We start from the raw sequence: 15,316 nt of genomic DNA, 5'->3' as shown, positions 1-15,316 counted from the left end.
CCACTCGCCGTGCCTGTTCGTCGCGTCCACTCACCACGTCTACCCACCACGCCGGTTCCGACGTGTCCCCTCGAACAGACAGACGTCCGGAGATGCCGAGAGATTCCCGAATCGCGGATACCCTCCGCGGGCTCGATTGATCGCGGAACGAACAATTCCAGCCATCCATCGGGTTGCAGGAACCGACACCTCACCAAGTGTCATCTGCCACATATCGGGCCGCACTTGACCGGAAGTGTCGGACAACTGGTGATCTTCGCCCCGGTGGCAGGCCGAAAACGTCCGGACACCCCTTCGAAGCTGCTCCGCAGCAGTAGTAGGCTCACGCCGTTTAAATGACGGAACACCGACCCCCGGCAACGGGGTTGACCTGGGGGAGGCTGGGGAGGCCATGCGCTTTCGCGGGAAGTCCATCCGCCGGAAGATCGTGGCGTTGCTCCTTGTGCCGCTCGTCTCCCTGACCGCGCTCTGGAGCTTCGCCACGGTCATCACCGGCCGTGAGGCGATCCAACTCTTCGACGTGGCCTACATCATCGACAAGGTGGGCTACCCGGTCGAGGACGTCGCCCGCGTCATCCAGAAGGAGCGGCGCCAGACCCTCGTCGTCCTCGGCGACCCCCGGGCCGCCACCGCCACGGCCGAACTCACCAAGCGCCGGGCCGAAACCGACGAGGCCGTCGAGAAGATCAGCGTCAGCGCCCGCGACCCCAAGGTCATCGACGAGCTGAGCACGGACAGCGCCCAGCGGCTGCGCTCGATCGTCTCCGCCTTCCAGGGCATCGGCTCCATGCGACGCTCCGTCGACCAGAACGCCCTGGAGCCCACCCAGGCCCTGGAGCTCTACAACCGGCTGGTCGACCCCTGCTACGACTTCCTCATGAACCTCCACGGCCTGGACAACGTGGAGGTGGACAAGGAAGGCCGCGCCCTCGTCGGCATCAGCCGCGCCCGCGAACTGCTCTCCCGCGAGGACGCCGTCATCGCCTCGGCCCTCGCCGCCCGCAACGTCACGGCTTCCGACGTCCGCCACGTGTCGGACTTCGCCGCCAAGCGCACCCTGCTCTACGAGTTCAACCTCGTGACCCTCCCCGCCGAGGACCGCGAGCGCTTCGAGCAGTACTGGAGGGACCCCGAGACCAAGCCCCTGCGCGACGCCGAGGAGCGCTTCATCGCCGGCGGCGCGGTCAACAAGCCGCGCAGCGTCACCGCCGAGCAGTGGGACCAGGCCTCCGCGAAGGTCCTGGACGACCTGGCGGCCATGAACACCGAAGCCGGCAACCGCTACCAGCAGCGCATCGAGCCCGTCGCCATGGACGTCATGGTCCAGGCCGCCGCGGCCGGCATCCTCGGCTTCCTCGCCCTGATCGTGTCCCTGGTCCTCTCCGTACGGATCGGCCGCGACCTGGTCCGCGACCTCTCCCGGCTCCGCAAGGAGGCCCACGAGGCCTCGGGCGTCCGGCTGCCCAGCGTCATGCGCCGCCTCGCCGCGGGCGAGCACGTGGACGTGGAGACCGAGTCGCCCCACCTCGAGTACGAGAAGGACGAGGTCGGCCAGGTCGGCCAGGCCCTCAACACCCTCCAGCGCGCCGCCGTCGAGGCCGCCGTCAAGCAGGCCGACCTGCGCCGCGGCGTCTCCGAGGTGTTCGTCAACCTGGCCCGCCGCAACCAGGTGCTGCTGCACCGCCAGCTGACCCTCCTCGACACCATGGAACGCCGTACCGAGGACACCGAGGAGCTGGCCGACCTCTTCCGCCTCGACCACATGACCACCCGCATGCGCCGGCACGCCGAGGGCCTGGTGATCCTCTCCGGCGCCGCGCCCTCCCGCCAGTGGCGCAAGCCCGTCCAGCTCATGGACGTCGTACGGGCCGCCGTCGCCGAGGTCGAGGACTACGAGCGCATCGAGGTGCGCCGGCTCACGCGTCTGGGCATCGTCGGCCCGGCCGTCGCCGACATCACGCACCTCATCGCCGAACTCCTGGAGAACGCCACGGTGTTCTCGCCGCCGCACACCGCGGTCCAGGTGCACGGCGAGCGCGTCGCCAACGGCTTCACCCTGGAGATCCACGACCGCGGCCTCGGCATGACCCCGGAGGCACTGCTCGACGCGAACCTCCGGCTCGCCGAGACCCCCGAGTTCGAACTCTCCGACACCGACCGTCTCGGCCTGTTCGTCGTCAGCCGCCTCGCACAGCGCCACAACGTCAAGGTCGTCCTCCAGCCCAGCCCGTACGGGGGCACCACCGCGGTGGTCTTCCTCCCCGTGTCCCTGCTGACCGAGGCTCCCGAGACCAACGGATCGGGCGCGCGGTTCGACGGCGCCCGCGCCGCGGTCAAGCCCGGCAGGTCCGACAAGCCGGGCCACTTCGGCAGGGCCGGGTCCGAGCGGCCCACGCCCGCCGCCATGGAGCGCGCGCCCTCCGGCCGCCCGCTGCCCGCCGCCGAACTGCGCGGCCCGGTCGAGCTGGAGGCCCCGCTCGTGGGCGGTGGCCTGGACCGGCTGGACGGCCTCGACGACGCCGCGGTGCTCGACGACGCCCCCACGGCGATCACGAGCCGCAACGGCTCCTCCGCCCGCCCGGTCATGGCGACGCTCGACGACGAGACCCCGCCGAACGGCACCCCGCGCAGCGCCCTGCTGGGCCTGCGCCCGGCGGACCGGCCGCACACCGACCGGCACGCGGAGCGCCACGGCGCCCGCAAGGGCGATCACGACCGCGAGTCGCCCGCCCCCACCGGCCCGGTCCGGCTCGACACCCAGCGCGTGGAGGCCTCACGTGCGGAGGCCGCCCGCTCCCAGGGAGCCGTACCGCTGCCGCGCCGCCGCCCCACACCGACTCTGGTCGCCGAACACGGCCGCCGGGTGGAGCCCCGCCCGGTGTCCGTGGTCCCGCAGCCCGGCCAGGCCGCTGCGCCCGGGGCCGATGCCGGCTCCGGCGGGGCCGCCGCACCCGGCCCCGGCATTGGCGGGCTGCCCCGCCGCGTCCGCCAGGCGAACCTGGCGCCCCAGCTCAAGAACAACCTGTCGGCCGCCCCCGCCGAAGCCGCCCCCGACCAGGTGGCCGACCGCGACGCGGACGACGTACGTACGCGCATGTCCGCACTCCAGCGTGGCTGGACGGCGGGCCGCAACCAGCACGCACAGCAGAAGTCCGAGACCGAGGCGGGCACCTCCGCCGCCGGCGGTCCCGCGAACGAGAACGAAGGGGACGGTCGATGACCGCACCGCAGACCGGCAACGACACCAGGGGCCGCGGCTCCGGCCCGCTCAACTGGCTCCTCGACGAGCTCGTCGACCGGGTCGGCTCCATCCGCAAGGCGGTGGTCCTGTCCGGCGACGGCCTGCCCACCGGCAGCTCCAAGGACCTGACCCGCGAGGACAGCGAGCACCTGGCGGCGGTCGCCTCCGGCTTCCACAGCCTCGCCAAGGGCGTCGGCCGGCACTTCGACTCCGGCCGGGTGCGCCAGACGGTGGTCGAGCTCGACGAGGCCTTCCTCTTCGTCATGGCCGCGGGCGACGGCAGCTGCCTGGCCGTGCTGGCGGACGCCGATTCAGACGTCGGCCAGGTGGCGTACGAGATGACGCTCATGGTCAAGCGCGTCGGCGACCACCTGGCGACCGCCCCGCGCACCGGGCTGCCAGCCGGAGGGTGAGTCGTAGGGCATGAGCGATTCAGGCCAGGACCACCCCGCCGGCATTCCCGCCGGCTTCCCCGTCGACCCGTCCTACCCCGAGCCGGACCCCGAGCTCGAGCTCGACCCCGACCACGCGCACTGGTTCGACGACGATGCAGGCCCCGTCGTCCGCCCGTACGCCATGACCCGCGGCCGGACCAGCCATGCGGGCCAGCACCGCCTCGACCTGATCGCGCTCGTCGTCGCCGAACCGGCGGCCGACGATCCGGTCTGGGACATGACCCTCTCTCCGGAACACGCCCACATCCTCGGGCTGTGCCGGGGCCGACCGCAGTCGGTCGCCGAACTGGCGGCCGACCTCGACCTCGCGGTCGGGGTCGTCCGCGTCCTGATCGGCGACCTGGTCGACGAGGAACTGGTCCACGTGACCAGGCCGGTACCCCCGGCCGAACTGCCCGATGAATCCATTCTGCGTGAGGTGATCGATGGCCTTCGGGCGCTTTAGCCGCACCGGTGCCATGCACGCGGTGTCGCCGGTCGAACCGCTGACCTTGAAGATCCTGGTCGCGGGCGGCTTCGGGGTGGGCAAAACCACCCTGGTGAGTGCGGTGAGCGAAATCAGACCCCTGCGCACCGAGGAACGGCTCTCCGAGCCGGGCGTCGGTGTCGACGACACCGGGGGAGTGGAGGGCAAGAGCACCACCACCGTGGCCATGGACTTCGGGCGCATCACGCTCCGCGAGGACCTGGTGCTGTACCTGTTCGGCACGCCCGGGCAGGACCGCTTCTGGTTCCTGTGGGACGAGCTGGCGCAGGGTTCGCTCGGCGCCGTCGTCCTCGCGGACACCCGTCGCCTCGCCGACTGCTTCGCCGCCATCGACTACTTCGAACGGCGCGGCATCCCCTTCGTGGTCGCGGTCAACTGCTTCGACGGAGCCGACCGGCACCCGGTGGTGACCGTACGGACGGCACTCGACCTCGATCCCGGGGTGCCGGTGCTGCTGTGCGACGCGCGGGACCGGGAGTCCGTGAAGGACGTGCTGGTGGGGGTCGTGGAACACGCGATGTCCCTGGCGCGCGAGCGGCGCCGGAGCCTCTCGGCGGGAGCCTGACACCATCGGCCCGCGTGCCCGCACCGGGGCCCGGCACGGAGGCGGCCCGTACCCCCGCCGACTGGGGTACGGGCCGCTGCTCTCACGGGGGGTTCCGGGTCCCGGTCGCGGCGCGGGACTGTGGAGCGAGTGTGAACCTGCCGCCGGGGGCCGTCAAGCGTTCGGACAACACCGGCCGTTCAGCGCACGGCGACGACGGCCGAACCGTGCCCGAACAGCCCCTGGTTGGCGGTGATCCCGGCCCGCGCACCGGGAACCTGCCGCTCCCCGGCCGTACCGCGCAACTGCCGGGTCAGCTCACACACCTGCGCGATGGCCTGGGCCGGCACCGCCTCCCCGAAGGAGGCCAGCCCGCCACTGGTGTTGACCGGGATCCGGCCGCCCAGAGCCGTCGCTCCCTCCCGTACGAGCTTCGCCCCCTCGCCCTCGCCGCACAGCCCGATGTCCTCGTACCACTCCAGTTCGAGGGCGGTGGACAGGTCGTAGACCTCGGCCAAGGAGAGGTCGTCCGGGCCGAGCCCCGCCTCCTCGTAGGCGGCGCGAGCGATCGACGACCGGAAGGAACCGGCCGCCGGCGCCACGGCCACCGACGAGTCGGTGGCGATGTCCGGCAGGTCCAGCACCGTCCGCGGATACGTGGGCGTCACCGTCGAGACCGCCCGGATCCGCACGGGATCGGTCACCCCGCGCGCCCGCGCGAAGTCCATGCTGGTGAGCACGAGGGCCGCGCCCCCGTCGGAGGTGGCGCAGATGTCGAGCAGCCGGAGCGGATCGGCGACGACGGCCGAGGCCGCGACCTCCTCGGCGGTGACCTTCTTGCGGTAGCGGGCGTGCGGATTGAGCAGTCCGGCCGCCGCGTTCTTCACCTTGACCTGGGCGAAGTCCTCCAGGGTGTCGCCGTACAGGGCCATCCGGCGGCGGGCGTAGAGCGCGAAGTACGCCGGGTTCGTGGCGCCCAGCACGCGGAACCGCAGCCAGTCCGGATCGTCGGGACGGTCGCCGCCCGCCGGTGCGAAGAACCCCTTGGGCGCGGCGTCCGCGCCGACCACGAGGACCACGTCGGCCAGGCCCGCCAGGATCTGCGCGCGGGCCGCCCCGATCGCCTGGGCACCGGACGCGCAGGCCGCGTACACGCTGGTCACCCGCGCGCCCTGCCAGCCGAGGGCCTGGGCGAAGGTGGCGCCGGCCACGTAGCCCGGGTATCCCGAACGCACGGTGTCGGCGCCGACGATCGACTGCACGTCCGTCCAGTCGAGTCCGGCGTCGGCGAGCGCCTCGCGCGCCGCGGCCCGTCCGTACTCGACGAAACTGCGGCCCCATTTGCCCCAGGGGTGCATGCCGGCCCCGAGGACCGCGATGTCGGCGCTCACCCGGTGCCTCCCACGGGCCGGAAGTGCCAGGTGGTCCAGACGGTCCCGGCATCCTCGCCCAGCACGCCCCCGACCACCTCGACCTCCATCCCGACCGCCAGATCGGCGACCCCCACCCCGGGCGCCGCCTGCCCCAGCACCACCATCCCCTCGGCCTCCAGCTCCACCGCGACCAGGGTGTACGGCTCCCAAGGCTCGGCCGGGTCGGACACGTACGGGGCGGGCGGCCGGTAGCGCCCGTCGGTGTAGGACCAGACCCGGCCCCGCGGGGACAGCGGCACCTCGACGAGCTCGCCCCCGCCGCGGCAGTGCGGATTGCGGCAGTACGCGTCCTCGCGGGGGAAGAACACCGCGGTGCAGGCGGAGCACCGGGTGCCGAGCAGCCGGAAGCCGCCGTCCTCGGCGGACCCGGTGAACCACCCGTTCACGACGGGTGTGCGTGTGCGTGCCAAGACCCCTCCCATGCCAGATAGCTGACGGATCGTCAGGAGTCTGTCACGAGAGGGCCCTCAGGGGCACCCGTTCTCGGCGAGCCACTTCCGGGCGATCTCGCCCAGCTCCGCGTCCCGCCCCGCCAGCATCATCCGGATCATCTGCGCGTCCCCGCGCAGCGACCATCCCGGATGGCCGAAGGTGGCGGGATTGTTCCCCTCGATCAGGAAGTGCGCGGGCCAGGCGGTCCCGTACCCGATCAGCGGCAGGGCGGCGAGGTAGCGCCGGCGGCCGCGCGCCAGCCCGTAGGCGGCGACGGCCAGGCCGGTGAGCGTGCCGGTGAGATGGACCCAGCGGGTGGCGGCGCGCGAGTGCATCGCGACGTAGTACGGCCAGAATTCCTCGTACGAGCTGAAAGTCATGCGGGCACGGTACTCACGGCCGGACGGAGGCGACAGCGACGGGGAAGTCGAAATACGTGTCGGGATACGCCTCAGGCCTGTACGTGAAATGCCACCACTCCTCGGGAAGGTTCACGAACCCCTGCTCGCCCAGGACCCGCTTCAGCAACTGCCGGTTGGCGCGGGCGGCGCCCGTGACCCGCGGATCGTCGGTGTGCGAGAGCGGATCGAAGAAGTCGAACGCCGTCCCCATGTCGGCCTCCCGCCCCGTGAGTTCCACCAGGGTCACGTCCAGCGTGCTCCCGCGGCTGTGCCCGGACCTCTCCGCGATGTACCCGTCGGGGATCAGCCGGTCCCGCTCCACGTTCGGGTAGAACTCCGCCTTCGTCGCGCGGTCGCCCGGGCCGTCCTGCGTCCGCGCCCACCGCACGAACCGGTCGACCGCCCGCTGCGGCCGGTAGCAGTCGTACACCCGCAGCGAGCGGCCGCTGCGCAGCAACCGCCGCTGTGCCCGCCGCAGCGCCTCGGCCGCGGGCCGCGCGAGCAGGCACTCCGGCTCCTCGTACCCGTCCACCACCCCGCCGGTGAAGTTCCGCGCACCGGCGTACCGCATGTCCTGCCCGATGCCCGGATCCACCTCGCGCAGCACCACGAACCCGTCCGGCGCCGCAGCCCCGCCGGCCAGCACCGCGAGCAGTCCCGCAACAGCCGTCATCCGCATACCCCTTGGCATACCATCGCCGGATGCCGGCACACCTGAAGGACTCGCACTGCTCCACCTGCGGAGCGCCGTACTCCACCCCTACGTGGCCCCGCACCTGCGCGGCCTGCGGGGCGACCGCCTACCGCAACCCGCTCCCGGTGGCCGTCACCCTCCTCCCCGTGGAGGACGCGGACGGCACCGGCCTGGTGGTCATCACCCGCACCATCGAACCGGCCCTCGGCGGCGTCGCCCTCCCCGGCGGTTTCATCGACTTCGGCGAGGACTGGCGCGACGCGGTCGTCCGCGAACTCTTCGAGGAGACCGGCATCACCGCCCCGGCCTCGGAGGTGACCCTGGCCGACGCCCTGAGCTCCCCGGCGGGCCACCTCCTCCTCTTCGGCCTCCTCCCGCCCCGCCCGGCCGCCGACCTCCCCGAGTCGAAGCCGACGGACGAGACCACGGGCTGGCACATCCTGCGGACCCCCTCGGCCCTGGCCTTCCCCCTCCACACCCGGGCGGCGGCGTCCTGGTTCGCGGGGAAGTACGCCTGAGGCGGGCGGGCCCGCAGGGCATGCGTCCCCGGTCAGTGCCAGTTGCTGATCTGCACGTCACGCGGATGCGGAGCGCCGGTACCGGTCTCCACCAGGGACTTCAGGCTCATCAGGAAGATCGCCCACTTGGTGCTGCAGTGGCTCATGAACTCGACCGGCTCGCGCCAGCCCGCGTGCGTGAACAGGAGGATCGTCCACTCGCCCTCGCGGGCCAGCTCGAAGTCCACCGTCGTCCCGATCCACTCGGCCGGTCCGTCGGTCACCTCCCACCGCACCCGTGCGTCCGGCTGCAGGTCGAGGACCTTCATGTCGAAGCCGCCGACGTCGCCGAAGCGGAACTCCAGGACGCCGTCGCCGGTGCCGCTCGTGTCGGTCGTCCACCACGCGGCCAGACCCTCGACCGTGGTGAGCGCCTCGTAGACCTTCTCCGGGCTCGCCGTGATTCCCACCCGGTGCAGGATGTCAACCATCGCGTTCTCCTCGCTCCTCGATCGGTGTCTGCTCGTCCTTGGCTCGCTGGACCGCCTCGGCGAGGCTCTTGATGCGCCGCAGCCGGGCGTCCCACATCTCTCCGACGGAGTTCAGCTGCGCCACGGCACGGGCCAGCTGCGCCTCGTCCACCCGGTAACGCTTCTCCCGCCCGGACGGCGCGGACCGGACGAGCCCGACCCGGTCGAGGACGGCCAGGTGTTTGGTCACGGCCTGCCGGGTCACCGGCAGGTGCGCACTGAGGGTCGTCGCGGTCCCCTGGCCCTCGGCCAGCAGGAGGTCGATCATGCGGCGCCGGGTCGGGTCGCCCATCGCGGACCAGAGGTCGTCGTCCACGGCGGTGCTCATCGTGGGGCCGCCAGCCGTTCGGCGCTCGCGGCCAGGCGCGGCAGGTAGAAGTCCCAGCCCTGCCGGTGGTCGTTGTAGTGGGCTTCCAGTACGGCGGCCTCCCAGCCCCGCTCGCGGTAGCCGCTCTCGCGGAAACGGACCGTGGTCCCCTTCTCGTCGGGGACGAGCTCGAAGGTCACCAGCAGGGAGTTGCCCGGTCCCGCGGCCTCCGTCCGCGCCTCGTCGTACGTCCAGCGGAACGAGAACGTCCGCGGTGGGTCGGCCTCCACGACCGTGAACGGCGACGACTCGTGCCGGCCCGTGTCCGGGTCCGTCCAGGTGAGGGTGCCGGTGGCGCCGGCCTCCGGCTCGAACGCGGTCTCGGCGCTCCACCAGTCCCGGATGTGCTCGGGGCTGCTGAGCACCTCGAACACCACCTCGGGCGAGGCTTCGATGTGCAGCTCGCGCTCGATGCTCCCGTACTCCATGACCGCTTCCACCTTTCGCAACCTTCGGTTGCATATCAAGCTAGCCTGCCGCCGAGGAATGTGCAACCGATGGTTGCGTAAGCGGGTGGCGGCCGACCGCGGTCCGGCGGCCGCGGCGCGCCCCACGGCCCGTACCCCCTCCAGGTCCCGCACAGCTCCCGCGCACCTCCAGCCCCCTCCAGCCTGCCCCAGCCCCTTCCGGCCCCCAGCCCCTTCCAGCCCCCTACCCCTGCAACCCCCGTACGGTGACCCCCTCCACCGGGTTCCCCGCCTCGTCCTCCACGACCACCGCGTCCCCCAGCCACCGCACCGTGTACCGCTCCACCTCGCCCGCCTCGAAGCCGGGCCCCGGCTCCCGGATCACCACCCCGCCCCCCGTACGCCCGCGCGCCGGGGCCCAGACCTCCAGCTCCACCCCGTCGCCGGAGCCGGACCGCACCGGCAGCAGGGCCCCCGCCCGCGCCAGCACCGGGATCCGGCCCTGCGGGGCGTCCAGCAGGATCTGGCCCGGCCCCTCGTACGCCGCCCCCGTCTCGGTGTCGTACCACCGCCCCCGCGGCAGCCGCACCGCCCGCCGGTCCGCCCCGCACTCCAGCACCGGCGCCACCAGCAGCGCATCGCCCAGCAGGAACGCGTCCTCGCAGTCCCGCAACCGCCGATCCTCCGGCGCCCCCCACCACACCGGCCGCACGTACGGCGCGCCCGTACGCCGCGCCAGATGGGCCAGCGTCACGAAGTACGGCCGCAGCCGCTCCCGTTCCGCCATCACCGCCCCGGCCTGCTCCGCCACCTCCGGCCCGAACTCCCACGGCTCCCGCCGCCCCGCCCAGATCGCCGAATGGGTCCGGAACAGCGGCAGGTAGGCCCCCAGTTGCAGCCACCGCACGTACAACTCCGGCGACGGGGAGCCCCCGAACCCGCCGACATCCGGCCCCGAATACGGCACCCCGCACAGCCCGAGCCCCAGAACCAGGGCCAACGAGGCCCGCAACCCCTCCCAGCTGGACTCCACATCCCCCGACCACGTGCCTCCGTACCGCTGCATCCCCGCCCACCCCGACCGCGAGAACAGGAACGGCCGCTCGGCCGGCCGCAGCCGCACCAGTCCCTCCCACCCCGCCCGCGCCATCCCCAGCGCGTACACGTTGTGCCCCTCCCGGTGGTCGCCACCCGCCCCGTCCATCGCGTGCCGCGCCGACCGGGGCAGCGTGTTGTCCCCGAACGGCGCAAAGGACACCGGCTCGTTCATGTCGTGCCAGAAACCCGCGAAGCCCTGCGCGAGCCGCTCCTCGTACAGCCCGCCCCACCACTCCCGCACCGCCGGATCCGTGAAGTCCGGGTACGCGCACTCACCGGGCCACACCTCACCGCGCACCTCCCGGCCCCGCGCGTCCCGCACGAAGGCGCCGCCCCTCCCCACCGACAGGCCGGAGGTGTGCACCCCGTCGCCCGCCTTCACCGCCGGGTCCACGATCGACACGAGCCGCACCCCGAGCTCCCGCAACTCCCGCGCCAGCCCCGGCAGATCGGGAAACCGCTGCTCGTCCACCGTGAACACCCGGTGCCCGTCGTAGTGGTCGATGTCCAGGTGTACGGCCGAGAGCGCGAGCCCGTGCGACGCGTACCCCGCGACCACCCGCCGCACCTCCTCCGCGCTCCCGAACCCCCACCGCGCGTGCTGGTACCCCAGCGCCCACTCGGGCGGCACCGCGGCCGCGCCGGTCAGCCCCGACCACCCCTGCAGCACCCGCGCCGGCGTCCCCACCAGCACCCAGCACCGCAGCGGACCGCCCTCCATCCGCAGCTCACTCGCCCCCGGCCGGTCCGCCCCCGACCCCGCGCCCTCCTCACCCTCGCGCAGCACCACCCGGCCGTCCCACGGGTTGTCGTGGAACACCAGATGCGTCCCCGCGTCCGCGACCACCATCTGCACCGGCATCGTCAGGTACAGCGGATCCGTCCCCGGCCCGAAGCCCCCCTTCGGATCCGTGTTCCACAGCCGGTACGCCCCGTCCCGCAGCCGCGGCCCCGCGGCCCGGCCGCCCAGCCCGAAGAACCGCGCGTCCGCCGGCACCTCGCTGCGCAGCAGCCACCGCGCCCCGCCCATCCGCGGATCCACCGGCTCCCACCACCGCGGCGGCGCCTCCCGCCGCAGCACCGTCCCGCCGGGCGTGCGCACCTCCACCGCCCCGTGCCGGGACACCGCCACCGTCACCCGCTCCGACACCACCCGCCAGCCGCCCCCGGTGTCCGGCTCCAGCACGGCCCGCGGATCCGGCTCCGGCCCGCCGCCCACCACCGCGTAGGAGGGCGTCGGCCCGGCCCCGTCCCAGCTCCAGAACACGGCACCGCCCACCATGACCCGTACCAGCAGGTCCGACCGTGCGAACCGCAGTACGCCCCCGCCCTCCCGGGCCTCCGTACCGGTCAGCAGTCCCGGCACGCGCGCCCGCTCCGCGCCCCGGCGCTGGAGCCCCACCGCGTCCGCGCGCCGATGGCGCCACGCCGAGCGCCATGCGCGCCGACCGCGCGCCGAACCCATGTCCTTCACCGCACGCACCAGATCACGACCGTCCATGCCGCTCACCCTGCCACCGGCCCCCGGCCGAGGGGACGGCGTTCAACTGCCGTTCACCCGGCAGCGGCACCCCCGCGCCGATCACCCGACCCGCCAGGACAGCCCTGGTGCAGCGGACGATCACATGGCATGGTCCCTGTGAGCCGCCGCGCCCACACCCCCGCGCGATGGCACCGTACGCACACGAAGCGCGAGCCGCAGACTTGACCGGGAGCCGACCCATGACCTCAGCCACGCAGCCGGAACCCCTCTGGGCGCCGGGCCCCGACCGGATCGCCGCGGCCCGGATCACCGCCTTCCAGGCCTGGGCCGCCGAGCACCACGGAGCCCCCGCCGACGGCGGCTACCCCGCGCTGCACAGCTGGTCCGTCGACGAGCTCGACACCTTCTGGCAGGCCGTCGCCGAGTGGTTCGACGTCCGCTTCACCACCCCCTACCAGTCGGTCCTCGCCGACCGCTCCATGCCCGGCGCGCGCTGGTTCGACGGAGCCACCCTGAACTACGCCGAGCACGCGCTGCGCGCCGCCGAGGACCCGGCCCTGGCCGGCGACCCCGCCCTGCTGTACGTGGACGAGACCCACGAGGTCGTCCCCGTCACCTGGGCCGAGCTCCGCCGCCAGGTCGGGTCGCTCGCCGCCGAACTGCGCGCCCTCGGCGTACGCCCCGGCGACCGGATCAGCGGCTACCTCCCCAACATCACCGAGGCGGCCGTCGCCCTCCTCGCCACCGCCGCCGTCGGCGGCGTCTGGACCTCCTGCGCCCCCGATTTCGGAGCCCGCAGCGTCCTCGACCGCTTCCAGCAGGTCGAGCCCGTCGTCCTGTTCACCGTGGACGGCTACCGGTACGGCGGCAAGGAGCACGACCGCCGCGACACCGTCGCCGAGCTCCGCGCCGACCTGCCCTCCCTGCGCGCGGTCGTCCACATCCCGCTGCTCGGCACGCCCGCCCCCGACGGCGCCCTCGACTGGTCCGCGCTGACCTCGGCCGACACCGAGCCCGTCTTCGAACCGGTCCCGTTCGACCACCCGCTCTGGGTGCTGTACTCCTCCGGTACGACCGGCCTCCCCAAGGCCATCGTCCAGTCCCAGGGCGGCATCCTCCTCGAGCACCTCAAGCAGCTCGGCCTGCACTGCGACCTCGGCCCCGAGGACCGCTTCTTCTGGTACACCTCCACCGGCTGGATGATGTGGAACTTCCTCATCTCCGGACTGCTCACCGGTACGACCGTCGTCCTCTACGACGGCAGCCCCGGCTACCCCGACACCGGCGCCCAGTGGCGCATCGCCGAGCGCACCGGCGCCACCCTCTACGGCACCTCCGCCGCCTACGTGATGGCCTGCCGCAAGGCCGAGGTCCACCCGGGCCGCGACTTCGACCTCTCCGCCGTGAAGTGCGTGGCCACCACCGGCTCCCCGCTCCCGCCCGACGGCTTCCGCTGGCTCCACGAGGAGGTCGCCGAGGACCTCTGGATCGCCTCCGTCAGCGGCGGCACCGACGTGTGCAGCTGCTTCGCGGGCGCCGTCCCCACGCTCCCGGTGCACATCGGCGAACTCCAGGCCGCGTGCCTCGGTACGGACCTCCAGGCCTGGGACCCCTCCGGCAAGCCGGTCATCGGCGAGGTGGGCGAGCTCATCGTCACCAACCCCATGCCATCCATGCCGATCCACTTCTGGAACGACCCCGACGGCAGCCGCTACCGCGACAGCTACTTCGAGATGTTCCCGGGAGCCTGGCGCCACGGCGACTGGATCACCATCACCGACCACGGCTCGGTGATCATCCACGGCCGCTCCGACTCCACGCTCAACCGCCAGGGCGTCCGGATGGGCTCCGCCGACATCTACGAGGCCGTCGAACGCCTCCCCGAGATCAAGGAATCCCTGGTCATCGGCCTGGAGGAGCCGAACGGCGGCTACTGGATGCCGCTGTTCGTCCACCTCGTGCCCGGCGCGGCCCTCGACGACGACCTGCGGGCCCGCATCAAGGCGACGATCCGCGAGGAGCTCTCCCCGCGGCACGTCCCCGACGAGATCATCGAGGTCCCGGGCATCCCGCACACCCTCACCGGCAAGCGCATCGAGGTGCCGGTCAAGCGCCTCCTGCAGGGCGCCCCCCTGGCCAAGGCGGTCAACCCCGGCTCCGTCGACAACCTCGACCTCCTCCACTTCTACGAGGAGCTGGCCCGCACCCGCAACCACGGCTGAGCTCACTGTCAGTGGCGGTGATTACTCTGAGTGAGCAAGCGATTGCGCCACTCAGGGGGAAGTCATGCCACGCAAGAACGACACGACCGTGGGCACGCACACCGGCCCGCACACCGGCACGCACCGGACCCGCACCAGCGACCGGCGCCGCACGCTGCGCCGCGAAGTCCCCGGCACCATCGGCCTGCTGGCCGACGCCGCGGACTTCGCGGCCATGCGCGGCTACCGCAGCTTCACCTTCGACGACCACCAGGACTACCTCCACCACGTGGACGGCCTGCTCCGCTCCCGCGCGGCCCAGGGCATCCACACCACCGTCGCCCTCTTCGATCCCGAGGAGTACGCCGAGTACTGCGGGGACAACGGCCTCGACCCGGACACCGCCCTGACCCGCGCCCGCTTCACGGCCGAGCTCGCCGGAAACGGCACCGCCCTCCCCTACGCCGGCCAGCCCATCGACCAGCTGGTCCCCCTCCTGGTCGACGAGGCCGTCCGCCAGGCCACATGGGAGTACGCCACCGGCCTCCTCGCCGAGGTCGGCCACTGCGCGGACTGCGGCGAGGACATCGGCCACGCCTCCTTCGACCGCGCCGCCGACGCACTCAAACGACTCGTGGCCGGCGCCGGCCCCGGCCACCACCACTTCGTCTGCAGCATCCCGACCGAGGCACAACAGCTCGTCGCCGTCCTGCACGCCGACACCACCGGCGACCCGGAAACCCCGCCGCGCATCGAGGGCCGGGAAGGCCTGGACTTCGTGACGGTCCTCGCCGCGGGACTCGCCCTCGGCGGCCCCGGGGGACTGGTGGTCCGCACCACCGCCGAGGGCCGGCGGGACCGGGTCCACGGCTGGCGCCTGGACCGCGGCCGGCTCACCGTCCTCTCGGCCGCCGCCGTCTTCAACGCCTACTGCACCGACGCCGACACCGGAGACCCCGTCGCCCCCGAACCGGGCGTCGAATACTGCCCGGGGTACGAGGTCGACGCACCGGGACCGCACCACTGACCCGTCCGGAACGCACCGA

At 72.9% G+C, this 15,316-nt stretch carries 15 protein-coding genes; 7 read left to right on the top strand and 8 right to left on the bottom strand.

The features are described 5' to 3' along the window. The first annotated feature begins 391 nt into the window (after positions 1-391). Genes OG444_RS07800 through OG444_RS07785 form a run of 4 tightly spaced genes read left to right on the top strand, consistent with a single transcriptional unit; the run spans position 392 to position 4,748 of the window. Complete coding sequence (locus tag OG444_RS07800; RefSeq protein WP_327261451.1) at positions 392-3,220, top strand: nitrate- and nitrite sensing domain-containing protein; 2,829 nt, start codon at positions 392-394, stop codon at positions 3,218-3,220. Further along, positions 3,217-3,654, top strand: coding sequence for a roadblock/LC7 domain-containing protein (locus OG444_RS07795; RefSeq protein WP_030016314.1), 438 nt, complete (start codon positions 3,217-3,219; stop codon positions 3,652-3,654). Before OG444_RS07800 ends, OG444_RS07795 begins: the two co-directional genes overlap by 4 nt. A 43-nt stretch (positions 3,655-3,697) precedes the next feature. Further along, positions 3,698-4,141 carry a DUF742 domain-containing protein gene (locus OG444_RS07790; RefSeq protein WP_405792595.1) on the top strand — a complete coding sequence of 148 codons (444 nt, stop codon included), beginning with the start codon at positions 3,698-3,700 and terminating at the stop codon, positions 4,139-4,141. Continuing rightward, positions 4,122-4,748, top strand: coding sequence for a GTP-binding protein (locus OG444_RS07785; RefSeq protein ID WP_030389931.1), 627 nt, complete (start codon positions 4,122-4,124; stop codon positions 4,746-4,748). Before OG444_RS07790 ends, OG444_RS07785 begins: the two co-directional genes overlap by 20 nt. 179 nt (positions 4,749-4,927) lie before the next feature. On the opposite strand, the gene OG444_RS07780 is transcribed toward OG444_RS07785, so the two are convergent. Genes OG444_RS07780 through OG444_RS07765 form a run of 4 tightly spaced genes read right to left on the bottom strand, consistent with a single transcriptional unit; the run spans position 4,928 to position 7,666 of the window. Next, a complete protein-coding gene (locus OG444_RS07780; RefSeq protein WP_327261449.1) occupies positions 4,928-6,118 on the bottom strand; it encodes a lipid-transfer protein in 1,191 nt (396 codons plus the stop codon). After that, positions 6,115-6,582 carry a Zn-ribbon domain-containing OB-fold protein gene (locus OG444_RS07775; protein WP_405788137.1) on the bottom strand — a complete coding sequence of 156 codons (468 nt, stop codon included), beginning with the start codon at positions 6,580-6,582 and terminating at the stop codon, positions 6,115-6,117. The genes OG444_RS07780 and OG444_RS07775 overlap by 4 nt, the downstream gene beginning before the upstream one ends. 45 nt (positions 6,583-6,627) lie before the next feature. Next, complete coding sequence (locus OG444_RS07770; RefSeq protein ID WP_327261447.1) at positions 6,628-6,972, bottom strand: DUF962 domain-containing protein; 345 nt, start codon at positions 6,970-6,972, stop codon at positions 6,628-6,630. A gap of 13 nt (positions 6,973-6,985) precedes the next feature. After that, positions 6,986-7,666, bottom strand: coding sequence for a M15 family metallopeptidase (locus OG444_RS07765; protein WP_327261446.1), 681 nt, complete (start codon positions 7,664-7,666; stop codon positions 6,986-6,988). Between the two features lie 29 nt (positions 7,667-7,695). On the opposite strand from OG444_RS07765, the gene OG444_RS07760 reads away from it, so the two are divergent. Beyond that, a complete protein-coding gene (locus OG444_RS07760) occupies positions 7,696-8,205 on the top strand; it encodes an NUDIX domain-containing protein (protein WP_327261445.1) in 510 nt (169 codons plus the stop codon). A 32-nt stretch (positions 8,206-8,237) separates the two neighbouring features. Here the strand turns inward: OG444_RS07760 and OG444_RS07755 are convergent, their stop codons facing one another. The 4 genes from OG444_RS07755 to OG444_RS07740 all read right to left on the bottom strand — a co-directional run bounded on the left by OG444_RS07755 (position 8,238) and on the right by OG444_RS07740 (position 12,087). Then, on the bottom strand, positions 8,238-8,675 hold the full coding sequence (locus OG444_RS07755; RefSeq protein ID WP_327261444.1) for an SRPBCC family protein: 438 nt from the start codon (positions 8,673-8,675) through the stop codon (positions 8,238-8,240). Beyond that, positions 8,668-9,042: an ArsR/SmtB family transcription factor gene (locus tag OG444_RS07750; RefSeq protein WP_327261443.1), complete on the bottom strand. Its 375-nt coding sequence runs from the start codon at positions 9,040-9,042 to the stop codon at positions 8,668-8,670. The genes OG444_RS07755 and OG444_RS07750 overlap by 8 nt, the downstream gene beginning before the upstream one ends. Beyond that, the gene (locus tag OG444_RS07745; RefSeq protein ID WP_327261442.1) at positions 9,039-9,509 is read right to left on the bottom strand and encodes an SRPBCC domain-containing protein; all 471 of its coding nucleotides are present in this window, start codon (positions 9,507-9,509) and stop codon (positions 9,039-9,041) included. Before OG444_RS07745 ends, OG444_RS07750 begins: the two co-directional genes overlap by 4 nt. A 223-nt stretch (positions 9,510-9,732) precedes the next feature. After that, positions 9,733-12,087 carry a glycoside hydrolase family 31 protein gene (locus OG444_RS07740; protein ID WP_327261441.1) on the bottom strand — a complete coding sequence of 785 codons (2,355 nt, stop codon included), beginning with the start codon at positions 12,085-12,087 and terminating at the stop codon, positions 9,733-9,735. A gap of 221 nt (positions 12,088-12,308) precedes the next feature. Between OG444_RS07740 and OG444_RS07735 the strand changes: the two genes are divergently transcribed. Both OG444_RS07735 and OG444_RS07730 read left to right on the top strand, forming a co-directional pair. Further along, the gene (locus OG444_RS07735) at positions 12,309-14,291 is read left to right on the top strand and encodes an acetoacetate--CoA ligase (protein ID WP_327261440.1); all 1,983 of its coding nucleotides are present in this window, start codon (positions 12,309-12,311) and stop codon (positions 14,289-14,291) included. 64 nt (positions 14,292-14,355) lie between these two features. Further along, positions 14,356-15,297, top strand: a complete 942-nt coding sequence (locus OG444_RS07730; protein WP_327261439.1) for a hypothetical protein — start codon at positions 14,356-14,358, stop codon at positions 15,295-15,297. Positions 15,298-15,316: the final 19 nt, after the last annotated feature.

The sequence above is a fragment of the Streptomyces sp. NBC_01232 genome (genome assembly GCF_035989885.1).
Lineage (GTDB): Bacteria > Actinomycetota > Actinomycetes > Streptomycetales > Streptomycetaceae > Streptomyces.
This window is presented reverse-complemented; position numbering and strand designations above follow the sequence as displayed.

Excerpts from the sequence above, each read along its gene's own strand:
- OG444_RS07800 (WP_327261451.1), top strand. The coding sequence starts at position 392 with ATGCGCTTTCGCGGGAAGTCCATCCGCCGGAAGATCGTGGCGTTGCTC.
- OG444_RS07795 (WP_030016314.1), top strand. The coding sequence starts at position 3,217 with ATGACCGCACCGCAGACCGGCAACGACACCAGGGGCCGCGGCTCCGGC.
- OG444_RS07785 (WP_030389931.1), top strand. The coding sequence starts at position 4,122 with ATGGCCTTCGGGCGCTTTAGCCGCACCGGTGCCATGCACGCGGTGTCG.
- OG444_RS07775 (WP_405788137.1), bottom strand. The coding sequence starts at position 6,582 with ATGGGAGGGGTCTTGGCACGCACACGCACACCCGTCGTGAACGGGTGG.
- OG444_RS07770 (WP_327261447.1), bottom strand. The coding sequence starts at position 6,972 with ATGACTTTCAGCTCGTACGAGGAATTCTGGCCGTACTACGTCGCGATG.
- OG444_RS07765 (WP_327261446.1), bottom strand. The coding sequence starts at position 7,666 with ATGACGGCTGTTGCGGGACTGCTCGCGGTGCTGGCCGGCGGGGCTGCG.
- OG444_RS07760 (WP_327261445.1), top strand. The coding sequence starts at position 7,696 with ATGCCGGCACACCTGAAGGACTCGCACTGCTCCACCTGCGGAGCGCCG.
- OG444_RS07755 (WP_327261444.1), bottom strand. The coding sequence starts at position 8,675 with ATGGTTGACATCCTGCACCGGGTGGGAATCACGGCGAGCCCGGAGAAG.
- OG444_RS07750 (WP_327261443.1), bottom strand. The coding sequence starts at position 9,042 with ATGAGCACCGCCGTGGACGACGACCTCTGGTCCGCGATGGGCGACCCG.
- OG444_RS07745 (WP_327261442.1), bottom strand. The coding sequence starts at position 9,509 with ATGGAGTACGGGAGCATCGAGCGCGAGCTGCACATCGAAGCCTCGCCC.
- OG444_RS07740 (WP_327261441.1), bottom strand. The coding sequence starts at position 12,087 with ATGGACGGTCGTGATCTGGTGCGTGCGGTGAAGGACATGGGTTCGGCG.
- OG444_RS07735 (WP_327261440.1), top strand. The coding sequence starts at position 12,309 with ATGACCTCAGCCACGCAGCCGGAACCCCTCTGGGCGCCGGGCCCCGAC.
- OG444_RS07730 (WP_327261439.1), top strand. The coding sequence starts at position 14,356 with ATGCCACGCAAGAACGACACGACCGTGGGCACGCACACCGGCCCGCAC.